Origin of the sequence: Neglectibacter sp. X4 (assembly GCF_009917365.1) — a bacterium.
Classification (GTDB): Bacteria; Bacillota; Clostridia; order Oscillospirales; family Acutalibacteraceae; genus Acutalibacter.
This window is the reverse complement of sequence record NZ_QWLE01000019.1, coordinates 38,829-50,669: the sequence shown is the minus strand read 5'-3', so window position 1 is coordinate 50,669 and position 11,841 is coordinate 38,829. Positions and strand designations below refer to the sequence as shown.

Below are 11,841 nucleotides of genomic sequence, written 5' to 3'. Positions count from 1 at the left end.
AACGTGCCGATCTGTGAACGGCACAAGCAACTTGAATTCCCCTGCCGCCCAATACCGCCGCGTCCAGATAAGGGAAGAAATTTCGTCAATCACCCCTTGAAGGATCATGTTTCGGTCATATATGTAAAGCTCCACGCCTCACACCCCCAAATATAGATCATCGTGGTATATGGACACTTCCAGATTTTCAAGGTTTCCTTCCGCGGAATATCTGAAAAGGTTGTCACCAACGGAAAGTTGTAAATAGGAGCTGTCCACGTCCAGATAGCGGAACGCGTCCGTTACAATGCCGCCGTGCTTCAAGGTTACTTCTTTTTCCCCGTAGCCCGTGGAAACGGTCAGCGTGTCGCCTGCTTCCATCGTGTAATTTAGCTTGATGAATTCTTGCGTGTCCACGTTCAAAAGGGCGGGGTTTGTCACCATGCCCAGGGCGCGGAACTCCACGCGTATTCCGGCCTGCACGTCCCCGTCGTTATACACGTTCACGATCAAGGAAGGTTGCCTATACCCAATTTCCCACCCCGGCACGATCTCAACGGGGAATTCCAGCCCGCCGATCCACGTTGCTATATCGTCCCGCGTCTTGCTCTCCTTCCTCCAAAACGGATTAAGGCAAAGAAGCTGTATTGTGAAGTCCTGAAAAATGGCCTTGCGCGTGAACACGGGCGCGTTGTCAACCTTGCAATCAATCACCCGCACAAAATCGCCGTACTGATATGTCAGCGTGGCGGCGTACTGCGGGTTTAGAACGCGGTTCAGCCTGCGGCGGTATTCCCGCATTTGATCCTTGTTCCGCTCCCTGATACTGCCCACAATCTCAATTTCGCGGCTTTCTATGCGGTTGCCTAAATAGGTGTCGCCGTCCTGCCCCATGCTGTTTATGCTGTAAATTGCGTTGCGAACGTCAGAAAGGCCGCTAACGCTGTTCGTGTGGTAAACGGAAGCGTGGGAAAAGGCCACACTTTCCCCACGCTCATTCGTATACGTCAGTATTTCGATCTTCCTTGCCATTACGCCATTACCTCCCGCGCGATCATGCGGAATTGCTTTGCGGCCTCCCGCTGTTGCTGTGCATAGCTTGTTTCATTGGCATAGATGTTTTGCACCACCTGAACGCCGCCGCCCCGCTCGTTGCGGTTCACTCTGCCGGAAGGCCGTTTCACTTCCGGCACGCTGGAAGCCGTGGCCGTGCGGATCGTCTTTTCCACGTCCCGCATTTCACGGGCGAAGCCCTGCCCTAAACCTTCGGCCATGTATGCGCCGATCCCCGCAAATACCTTTGACGGGGAATTGATCTGCATTTCCGCTTCCACGGCGGCGACAATGCGCCTCATCATAGAACGCACGTTGCTTTCCAACCAGCCGGACATATTTTGAAAGCCCTGCCAAATACCGCGCACCATGTTTTCCCCCGCCGCCGTAAACTGCGACGTGAAGCCGTTTAAGGTTGTGACAATGGATTGAACGATCTGCGACATTTTGCCCGTGATTTCCGGTATACCCTGCACCATGCCGGACGCTATGGCCTTGTCCATGTTCACGCCTTCGGTTGTCAGCTTGCTATGTTGTGCGGTGAAGGCGGTAATGATAGATTGAATGATCTGCGCGGCCTTGCCCGTGATCTGCGGAATGCCCTGCACCATGCCGGACGCTATGGCCTTGTCCATGTTCACGCCCTCGGTTGTCAGTTTGCCATGCTGTGCGGTGAAGGCGGTAATGATGGATTGAACGATCTGTGCGGCCTTGCCTGTGATCTGCGGAATGCCGTTCACCATGCCGGACGCTATGGCCTTGTCCATTTCTACGCCTTCCGTTGTCAGCCTTCCGTGCTGTGCGGTGAAGGCCGTAATAACGGATTGTATTACTTCGGCCATCTTGCCCGTTATACTGCCCAGCCCGTTTATTATGCCTTCGGAAATGCGGGCGGCCATATCTACGCCTATTTGCCCGAATTGTCCAGCCTGCGCCGTCATTCCGGCTACTACCTGTTGCACAATGGCCGTTACCGCGCCCTCCAGCGCGGCCACGTTGGATATAATGCCGTCGTTCACCGAACGCACCGCTTCGGCGGCGGTCATTTCCCCCGCGCCACCCATTGCGGCGGTCATTTCAGAAGAAACGCCGCCCATGCTGTCACCAAAGCCCACGCCTACGCCTTCGCCCATATACGAACCGATTTCCGCAAATACGGTGGAAGGGGAGTGAATGCCAAAAAACCCCTTTATGTTCGATACAAGGTTAGAAGCCCAGCCGGACACCTGTTGCCACAACCAGCCCGCCGCCCCGCTGATACCTTCCCACAACCCGCGAAGCAGATTGCCGCCCGCGTTGATAAGCTCCCCGCGTAGGTTAGAAAATGCCTGCACAATGCCCGTTACAATCTGCGGCACGGCCTTCACGATTTCAACAATGATTGTCGGAAGATTTTTTATCAGCGAAACGAACAGTTGCACGCCTGCTTGTACGATCTGCGGTATACTTCCAACCAAAGCCGTTACAAGCGAAGTGATTATTTGCGGTATAGCCGCGACAACGGTTGTAATGATTTCCGGCAATGCCTGAATCAGCGACACAAACAATTCAATGCCCGCTTGAATGATCTGCGGTATACTGTTTGTTAAGGCGGTCAGCAGTCCGGCCAAAATCTGCGGGATTGCCCCGACAATCGTTGCAATAATTTCCGGCAATGCCTGAATCAGCGACACAAATAATTCAATGCCTGCTTGAATAATCTGCGGTATACTGCCAGTTAAGGCAGTTATAAGCCCCTCTATAATCTGCGGGATCGCCGCAACGATTGTTTCAATAATCTGCGGCAAGGCTTGTACAAGAGAAGTGAAAAGGGAAATACCCGCTTGAATGATCTGCGGGATTGCCGAAAGAAGCCCGTCAATCAACACCGTTATCAGGGAAGGAAGCGCGGCCACCAAAACGGGAACCGCGTTTATAATCCCTTGCGCAAGCCCTGTTATAAGCTGTAATGCCGCGTCGATCAACATAGGGATATTTTCAACCAGCGTTTGCACCATTGCAACCACAACTTCAACGATCTTCGGTAACAACTGCGGCAACGCTTCCCCGATCCCGTTTGCCAGCGCAAGAACAATCTGCACCGCCCCTTCCAGAAGAAGGGGAAGAACGCTTATAAGCCCGTCGATCAAAGAAAGGATAATTTGCGTTGCGGCTTCTGCAATCGCGGGCAAGGCCCCAATCAGCCCTTGCACAATCGCGTTTATCATTTCTACCGCCGCTGTGCTGATTGTCGGAAGGCTTGTTACAAGCCCGTCAACCAGCCCTAACACAATTTCGGTTGCAAACTCTGTAATCTGTGGAAGGATCGTCGAAAAGTCTTCCACCAATCCGGCAATGGCTGTCCCGAATGTGTCAGCCATTTTAGAAATATCGCCGTTTGCGGAAGCCGCACCCGCCGAAAGCTCATTGACAAAATCCGAAAGGGCGGGTAACGCCTCTTGCCCTATGGGAAGAACAAAATTTGTTTTCAGGACGCGCCCCAAGCCGGACATTGCCGATCCAAAATCATCATATTTCACCGCGTTTATCGCGGAAAGCGCGTCCGTTGTGGTGCTAATTTCGCCGTTCAGGTTTGTTAAAGCCTTCATGCCCTCAACGCCTAAATCTTCCCACATTGTCCCGAACAAGGCAACGCCCGCCGTGTTCTGTGCTAAAGGATCGTCCATAGCAAAAAGGGCGGCTGTCACGTCTTCAAACGCTTTTGCCGCCTGATCCCCGCCAGCGGCAAAGGCCGCCGCGGTTTCTTCTGCATTTACTCCAATGTCTGCGAACGCCTGCATTGTGCCGTCCGAACCGTCTTTAACCCTGATCCCGAATTCCTTTACAGCGTCGCCCAGCTTGTCAACGGAAAACGTGCCAGCACTTGCGCCGTTTGCGAAGCTGTTAAACATATCTTCCGCGTCAAGCCCCAGCGATTTGAAATGTACGGAATATTCGTTGATACTGTCCAGCAAGTCCCCGTTTTTATCAAGGCCGTTTTGCGCGCCCTGCGCAATCAGGTTAAACGCGTCTTCACCAGACATTCCAAATTGATCCATAAGCATATTGACGGCGCGCATTTGCTCTTGTATGTCATATCCGAAGGTATCACGCAACATAAGGGCGTTTTGCGTCATTGCTTCAATGTTCGCCGGATCAAGGTCTTTTGCGGTCTGCGCCACCGTGGACATTGCGGCGGCTATGTCCTCCATGTTTTCCCCAAAGTTGTTGTTGTAGATGTTCAACATTGCTTCGTCAAAACCCTTTGCCGCCGCTTCCGCAATTCCTGTTGACGATTCAAAATCGTTCATTGCGCTTTTGACTTCATCAGCGAAGCCCACGGCATACCCGATCCCCGCAACCATAGCCGTTCCGATTGCGGCAACGCTTATGCCGATCGCTTTTAGCCCTGCTCCCATAGCGGAAAAAGCGCCGCTAAAATCCGCGCTGTTCTTTGTGCCTTCTTCAAGCTCCCGGTTCAGCGCGTCAAGCTGATTTTCGGTTTCGTACATACCCGTGCGGGCTTCGGTCAAAGCCCTTTGAAGCGTCTGCGCCTCTTCGGACATTGCCCCTTGCTGTTGAACCACTGTTTTATAGGCGGCTTCTGCCTGTTCAACCTTCTTCTTTTGCTCTGCAAGAGCTTTGTTCAAAATCTCTTGTTTCGCGGTGATCCCGTCAATTTTGTTTTCGCTGTTGGCGTATTGCGCCGTTACCATTTTTAGTTCGGCGGCCAAATTTCCTAAAGTACCGTCAATCTCTTTTGCGGCAATCTGGTATTGCGTAAAGGCTTTTCCCGCTTCACTTACTTGCGCGGTTTCTTTTGCAAGCTCTGAATTCAATTCGTTTATTTGCTTTTGTGTCGAGTTGAATTCCTGCCGCGCCCCTTCAAGCTGTTGTTTCAAAGAAACAGTTTCCTCGGAAAACTCCCCCGTTTCATGTGCGGCGCGGTTATACGCATTTGTTAGTTGCTCAATTTTCTTCCCCTGTTGCTCCTGAATTTGCGAAAGAATTTTACCGTTTTTTGTCAATGCCTCTGTTTTGTTAGAAGTAATCCCCATTTCAGAAGCCGCGGTTTTCAATTCCGCTCCAAGCACGGACAAATGACGGTCAATTTCGTTCACGGAATCAGAATAACTATTTCCTGTTTTTTTAGCCGCTTCAAGCTGTACCGATGTTTTACTTAACTCGTTTTGGGTTCTAACCATTTCGGCCTTTGCATTATTTAGGTTTGTTTGCATTTTTAAGAGCGCAGGATCATTTTTCTCCAATGCGCCCTGCATTTTCCCTAACGCGGCTTCTGCGGCGGCCACGGCCTTCTTTTGTTCTTCAAGCTGCTTATTCAAAACGCCTTGTTTCGCGGTCAAACCCTCAATACTTTTTTCGTTTCCCTCGAATTCAGCAGAAACGAGTTTCATTTCCGAACCAATTTCCCGAAGGGAAGCATTTATCCCTTTGCAGGCATCCCTATACTCCTTTTCGCCATCAACGACAATTTTTGTTCTAATTGCATCTTCCTTGCCTGCCATCGCCGCTCCCTCCTTCTTACAGTAAAATGGGCATAGAAAAACCCCCGCACAACTGTTTCCAGTTAATGCGGGGGCTTCTGCCCTTCGGTTGTTATTTAATTCGTGAACATTTTTTGCATTCTGTATAGCCTTGCATTAGGGCGTATTCCAAAGTTACATATTTAGGATTTTTCATGCCGGAACATTTTTCATCGCGGTGGTAACGCTTGCCGCCCTCTTCAATGTATACTTTATATGTTCCTGCAAAAGAAGTTTGTGCGGCTGTACTGTGCGGTAGACTGTGTGGAGTTTCGTGCTTTTCGGCTTGTGACGTAAAGTCTTTTTGGGGGCCAGAATATGAAATTCCGTTTTTTATCCCCGTCTTTTTTCTAAACCCGAAAACTCCCAGCACCACGGCAAGCGCAAGGCCGCAAACGCCGGAAGCAATGTCGCCTTCTGCGAAAAGGCTTATTGCCGCAATCAGGCAACACGCCGAACATACCAGCAACGTAATTTTGATTAGCTTTGATCTGTCCATAGTTTGAATAGCTCCTTTCGTGTTTTGTCTTTGGCAACAAGGCCGGAATGCGCCTGAATTCCAGCCTTTAACACAATTATAGCCGAAGCGCGTGTTAAAGTAAAGAACTATACTGATTTTTAACACAAAAGATTTTGCGCCTGCTATTCATAGCCCCATGAACACATCGTCAATATCTGCTTCTTTCTGTTCCTGCTTGAACCGATCCGGATTGAATTCCTTGTGAATGCGAAACAGCGTCAGGATTTTATACGGTGTCATTTTCCAAACGTCGGCTTCCGGCCAGCGTAGAAGCGTAACCCCGATATAAAGCAGGCGGGCAAGGTCAATTAAGCCTTGCCCGCCGCCGCGTTTTTTTCCTCTTCGCCGTCTTCGTCTTCTTCGTCTTCCACGGCGGGCGGCTCTGCCGTGCCGCTGTTGCCCATAGCGAAGGCGCGGAAAATCGCCGTGCGCACTTCGTCGAAGTTGCCCGTGTGGATCATGTGGCCTACCTGTTTTTCGGTCAACGGCTCTTCATCGTCCCCCGCGCCCTCATTCAGAAGCAGGGTAAGAAGCCACCGAAGATTTTTAATGCTTTCCTTGCCGGAAAGCACTTCGGCCAGCGTGTCAAAGCCGCCGAAGCGGTCTTGCATTTCGTCAAGGACATTCAGGGAAAAAAGCAAATGCCGTTCTTTGTCAAGGACGATCGGCAAACGCCCGTCTTTAATCGCGCTCATAACAAAATAGGGGAAGCCCCCACGAAGGGGCTTCCCCGTTCCTCCTTTTCAGATTTTAGGCCGCGTCTTCTTTCGGCTCCCGAACCGCGCTGAACCAGCTTGCCGCCGCCGCTTCCGTGGGAACGGCCACGTGTTCAGCCTTCCACCGCCCATCCGGGCGTTTGATAAACTGCCCCGTGATCTCCGGCGTGACAAATTCGATCCCGTCCGCTTTGGTCTGGTACTTCTCGGACGGAATAGCGAATTTCACCTTGTAAAGCCAAATGAACTTATACATTCCATTTGCCTTCTTCGCGCGGAAGCCGATAGCCATATACGGGGGATCGTCTTCCTCCCCGGCGTATACCACGCCGTCCGCGTCCTGCGTCTGCCCCAGCAGGGCGGCAAGATCGGCGGGCATAAGGTCGTTCACGTTCAACTTCAATTCGCCGGAAACAAACTCCTTTACCACTTCGTCCGCGCCATCGTCGGCGTAAAGGATCGCTTCGGCTACCTCTACGGACATTTCCGCGCTAATAGCCTTCGCCATGCGCACGGGCGTTCCGTATGTTTCCTTGCCGCTTTCGTCAACCGTGATCGGCGCACGGTAAAGATCGCGCAAACCAATAGTTGCCATAGTTTTTATACCTCCGTTTTTTCGTAGTATCTGCATTCAATGGGAACGTGGTAAAAACCTGTGTCCGTTTCGTAGGTTTCCGGATCAATCACGATCCCATAGAAGCCCGCGGCCTTCAATGCCCGCTTTGTCCGGCGCAACAAGGCTATATAATCCCGCTTTGAATAAAGGTCAACGCGGTAAATATATTCCGTCCCCTGCATTTCGTCTTCTGCCGCGTCCCTGTCCTGCGATAAAACAAGCTGATACGTGAAGAACGTGCCAGCCTTCCCGCGGTATAGCAGGCGCGCCACATTCGGGCAAAGGGCGGCAAGCGTGGATTTTACCAGCGCGTCCACGGTGTCAATCATTCGGCCCCGCCTCCTTGCTGTTTGTCCCATTCCTGCCGCATTGCCTCTTGTACCTCTCCCGCGGCCTTCTCATTCGCGCTTGTGAACCACGGACGCGCGGGCATATTGGATCGCCCGTATTGGTGGACAAATCCCACCGTGGCGTTACGCTCCCCGCGGCGGTTTGTCCCCTGCGGGTATACCTCCACGTATTGCGTGCTGTCCTTCTTCTTGACGGACGTTGCTTTGATAGAGCTTGCAAGATCGCCTGTTACTCTGCCGCTGTGAAAGGTGCTGCGGATTTCCGCTTGCTGTGCGTCTACCAGCACCGCCGCGCCAGCTTTCAGCATAGCGGGAACTGCCGCCGTTGCCGCGGCCTCCCGCTTCAAGATTTTATCCTCGAAGCCTTCAATGCCGTTTACTTCAAACCGCGCCACCGTCCCCGCCTCCTTCCTGTTCGCCGCCGTCCGGCTCTTCGCCCTGGTCTTCCTGCACTTCCGGAAGATCGGAAAGCGTCAATTCCGTTATGTCCGTGTTCTTCGGATCGCGGTATGTCCGCAATATCCGGTATCGCACGCCGTCCACTTCGGCCAGCTTTTGCCCGCCGTACTCTTCCGTGTATACGTCAACCTTCAATTCCGCGGCGTAACCCGCAACCGCGGCTTTGTAGAACTCCGAAAAGCCCACGGATTTCTTGTTGCCGAAAAGCACCGTGCGCGTTTCCTTCGGTTCATTCGGGAAGCCGTTTGCGTTCACCCGCTCTTCGGGGGCTTCCAGGTTGATCAAGGTAATTTCATCAATCCACCGCATGATAACCCCCCGCTAAACTCAAAGAACACTTCAAGTAATCATAGGCGGCGCGGTATTTCTCGCTATCGTCGCTATACCCGAAGTTTGCCTTTGCGTATAGGATAATCGCCCGCGTGATAAGAGGATCACCCGCCGAAGGCGGTTCACCTTCGGCGGGCGGCTGATCCTCTGGAACGTTCACACCGACAAGGCGCAAATCGGCCTTGCAAGCGTCAATCAGCCCTTGCACTTCATCGTCGAAGGCGGTTGTTTTCACACGCAAGGCGGCCTTCACCTTGTCCAGCATTGCCCGTTCACCCCTTCCGCGTCATTACTGCCCACCACCGCCGCCAGAAGCCGCGCCGGACGCAATGGTAACAAGGGAATTCTTGTCAACAACCTTGCCGTCAACAAGCATAATCGCCTTTGTTACCTGATCGTCGGTTTCGTTATCCTCATACTTCTTCACGGTCATAGTGTAGTTGGTGTTCAACACGTAGTCCTTGAAGTTGAAGAGGAACGCGAACACGGTTCCCGCGTCCATGCCGGAAGTGAAGGACGGCACATAATCGCAACACACCACGGGGCGGCCCAACAGCATTCTTTCCGGCCTGCCCGCGATCCCGTAGTTGGTCTTGCCGATCGGCTGTCCCACTTCGTCCACCATGCCCGCGTACTGCATGAAGGTTTTTTTGCTCATGCACCACACCGCGCCGTTTTCGTATGCCTGCGGCAACGCGCCTTCGGCGGCCACAAGGTCAGCATACGCGGGCGCGCTGGAAGTCAACGCCTGCCCTTCGGGGGCGGTTTCGGAAAGAATGCCCTTCGGCTTCCCGCTCCCATCGCCGGAAACAATGGCCTGTTCCGTGGCCTTCGTCATAGCCTCCACAACGTTATTGGTAAGCGTCGCTTCAAACGCGGACAAGGCCATAACGTCCACTTCCAGCGACACGGCCACGGCGCACCGCAACTTGTGGTAAGCAAAGGTAATGCTTCCCGTGGCCTTCTTCTGCTTGTCGCTCCCCGCGCCCTCTGCAACCCACGTCGCAACAGGCTTCGCGCTGGAAGTCGGGATAGAAACGCCGCCCTTGTAGGCCGTGCGCGTCACCAGCGGAAGGATCATGCCCACGGCTTCCATTTTCTCAATGATCTTGTTCAAGATCGTTGTGGGGATTACCGCGCCGTTGTCCGCGGTTGTAGAAACGGCGTTTGCGCGGAACTCTGCCGGAATGGGCGTGCCGCGCAAAGCGTAGTCCATGAACGCGCGGCGGTATTCCATACTGTCCAGCGGGTCAGCTTCCCCGCGCTGTTCACCGCCAGCAGGGGCGGCGGGGGAAGGGAAGGAACGAACCACCGCGCCGCCGCTTGTGCCTTCCGCAATGGAAGCCAGAAGGGAAGAACGCTGTTCGGCGGCGGCCAGCAGGCCCGCCCTCTCGGTTTTTAGATCGTCAACCTCCTTCGTGAACGCGGCCAACTGCTCCGCGGTCAGCTCCGCGCCCCTCTCTTCGATCTCCTTCTTGATCGCCGCAAGGCGGGCTTCGATTTCCTGCAATCTCATGTTGTCATACCTCCAATAAAATTTTTAGTTTCAATAGCTGTGCCTGCCGCGCTAACGCCTCCCGCCTCTCTGCTTCGATCACTCCGTCGAAGTAGGAACGCGCGGCAATATCGGTATCGACGTTTGCGGGATAAGATACCGCGGAAACGTCGTAAACCTTCTTGATCCGCAAGATTGTTCGCGTGTGCGTGTCTTTGTTGTATGCGTCTTCCGCAACCCTGAACGCCCACGACATTTTATAAATCAACCCCGCGTCGATCGTGCTGTAAAGTTTCCGGGCCTCTTCGGTAAGGCCCAAATTTGCGGCAATAAAAAGGCCGCTTTCCTGCGGTTCAACCAGCAGGGAAGGCGGCTTGCTTTTTGCCATCTTGTTTCGTGCGTACACCATGCCCGCGTGATCGTACTGCATAATCACGTCGGACAAATCCGCGCCCGCAAGGGCGTTCCGGTCTACCACTTCAAAATATTGCACCCCGTCGTATTCATACAGCAAATACGGCGTGTCAAAGGTTGTGGCAAAGCCTTCAACGTAAAAATCCGTGTCAAACCTCTTCGCCGTCCCCGTCGCCGCCGTCGCCAGCGGTAACGCCATCTGTCGGTATTCCCGATCCTTCACTATCGGCACTTGTGGCTCCCTCCTTTCCAAGCTGTGAAATTTCTGTGTACTCTTTGCGGATATAGTATTTTTCGCCGCCCTCTACGTGCGCCATGTTCCAAATGTCCATAACGCCGTTTCGGTTCAGCAACCCGCGGTCAAAAAGCTGTGTGGAAATATTCAGCTTCGTTTGATTGCTTGCGTATTGAAGCCTGTTCGCCGTGAACGTGATTGCGTTGCCATGGGCAATCTCCCGCGGCGTAAAGGTCATATTCGACATGACAAGGGAAAGTTGCAGGGCGAACGGCTCAATTTTGCCTTCATAGTACGCGTTCCATTGGTCTTCGGTATACCTGTTTTGCAGGATTTCAAGACAAGTCCCGAAGTAGTTAAACACGTTTTCGTTGATCTGTTGCATTTGAAGGGCGTTCACCGTGAAGGGCTTGCTATCAACCTGTTTCACGTCTGCAAATTTCTGATCGTAGATAATCATGCCGCTTTGATTGTCCGCGGAAAGGTTGTCTTCGGTGAAGCGTTTGCGCTCCTTCGCTATGTCTTCCGGCGCAAGCATATTCGCAATTTTCGCCAGAAAGCGAATAGAAGCCGAATTCTTCACGCCGTTTATGATCCCCTGATTTTGTGTGTGGATCAACTGCATTGTGGGGCGCAAGGCCGCGTTCGTTTCTCCAAAAAAATCATCGGAATATTGAAATTGCGTCAGCACGCCCACGCGGTCAAACTCGATCGCCGCCCGCTGTCCGTTTGAAAACGTATAGCGCAAGTACGGCACGCCGCCCACGTCTAACACTTCGCAATTCTGCGGCAATAGGGGATAATACCCCACAAGGCCGCCGAATTCGTCTTCTATTGGCACAATGAAGGCGGTGTTGTTCACCGCAAGGATCGTCGCCACGCGGTAAATAAACTTCGTTGTGTCCTGAAACGGGTTAGGCTTAAACTGCAACGTGCGTTCAAGGTGCTTCTTCGCGCTCCCCGATATTTCCGGCTTCAATTTACTGCAAAAGGACGCGAACGAATGAATAGCCGCCCGCGTGATCTCCATTTCGTAGACGCTTTCCGGCGCGTTCGTGAAAACGGGCGTGTACCCGTTCAGCATTTTGAAATAGCCTGTTGGCACAAGATCGCTTTTCGGCCTCCGGAAAATAGTTTCAAACACTCCCATT

At 52.8% G+C, this 11,841-nt stretch carries 13 protein-coding genes; all 13 read right to left on the bottom strand.

Annotated elements, in window-relative coordinates:
* Positions 1 to 108: hypothetical protein (locus D1841_RS19800; RefSeq protein ID WP_207709222.1), on the bottom strand; the 108-nt coding region annotated here is incomplete at its 3' end.
* 30 nt (positions 109 to 138) lie between these two features.
* On the bottom strand, positions 139 to 1,011 hold the full coding sequence (locus D1841_RS09105) for a phage tail family protein (protein ID WP_160644121.1): 873 nt from the start codon (positions 1,009 to 1,011) through the stop codon (positions 139 to 141).
* Entirely contained in the window at positions 1,011 to 5,537 is a 4,527-nt protein-coding gene (locus tag D1841_RS09100; protein WP_160644119.1) for a phage tail tape measure protein, read from the bottom strand. Before D1841_RS09100 ends, D1841_RS09105 begins: the two co-directional genes overlap by 1 nt.
* Before the next feature lie 91 nt (positions 5,538 to 5,628).
* Positions 5,629 to 6,054, bottom strand: coding sequence for a hypothetical protein (locus tag D1841_RS09095; RefSeq protein ID WP_160579562.1), 426 nt, complete (start codon positions 6,052 to 6,054; stop codon positions 5,629 to 5,631).
* A gap of 329 nt (positions 6,055 to 6,383) precedes the next feature.
* Positions 6,384 to 6,770: a hypothetical protein gene (locus D1841_RS09090; RefSeq protein ID WP_166554249.1), complete on the bottom strand. Its 387-nt coding sequence runs from the start codon at positions 6,768 to 6,770 to the stop codon at positions 6,384 to 6,386.
* 55 nt (positions 6,771 to 6,825) lie between these two features.
* The gene (locus tag D1841_RS09085; RefSeq protein ID WP_166554248.1) at positions 6,826 to 7,386 is read right to left on the bottom strand and encodes a major tail protein; all 561 of its coding nucleotides are present in this window, start codon (positions 7,384 to 7,386) and stop codon (positions 6,826 to 6,828) included.
* 5 nt (positions 7,387 to 7,391) lie between these two features.
* Complete coding sequence (locus D1841_RS09080; protein ID WP_161879975.1) at positions 7,392 to 7,736, bottom strand: hypothetical protein; 345 nt, start codon at positions 7,734 to 7,736, stop codon at positions 7,392 to 7,394.
* Complete coding sequence (locus D1841_RS09075) at positions 7,733 to 8,152, bottom strand: HK97-gp10 family putative phage morphogenesis protein (RefSeq protein WP_160644111.1); 420 nt, start codon at positions 8,150 to 8,152, stop codon at positions 7,733 to 7,735. The genes D1841_RS09080 and D1841_RS09075 overlap by 4 nt, the downstream gene beginning before the upstream one ends.
* Positions 8,139 to 8,525 (bottom strand): hypothetical protein, encoded by a 387-nt coding sequence (locus tag D1841_RS09070; protein WP_201751329.1) that lies wholly within the window; start codon positions 8,523 to 8,525, stop codon positions 8,139 to 8,141. Before D1841_RS09070 ends, D1841_RS09075 begins: the two co-directional genes overlap by 14 nt.
* Positions 8,512 to 8,811 (bottom strand): head-tail connector protein, encoded by a 300-nt coding sequence (locus tag D1841_RS09065; protein WP_160644109.1) that lies wholly within the window; start codon positions 8,809 to 8,811, stop codon positions 8,512 to 8,514. The genes D1841_RS09070 and D1841_RS09065 overlap by 14 nt, the downstream gene beginning before the upstream one ends.
* A gap of 24 nt (positions 8,812 to 8,835) precedes the next feature.
* Positions 8,836 to 10,062, bottom strand: a complete 1,227-nt coding sequence (locus D1841_RS09060; RefSeq protein ID WP_160644107.1) for a phage major capsid protein — start codon at positions 10,060 to 10,062, stop codon at positions 8,836 to 8,838.
* A gap of 4 nt (positions 10,063 to 10,066) precedes the next feature.
* Positions 10,067 to 10,654, bottom strand: a complete 588-nt coding sequence (locus D1841_RS09055; RefSeq protein ID WP_201751331.1) for an HK97 family phage prohead protease — start codon at positions 10,652 to 10,654, stop codon at positions 10,067 to 10,069.
* On the bottom strand, positions 10,605 to 11,840 hold the full coding sequence (locus D1841_RS09050; RefSeq protein WP_160644103.1) for a phage portal protein: 1,236 nt from the start codon (positions 11,838 to 11,840) through the stop codon (positions 10,605 to 10,607). Before D1841_RS09050 ends, D1841_RS09055 begins: the two co-directional genes overlap by 50 nt.
* Position 11,841 lies beyond the last annotated feature (1 nt).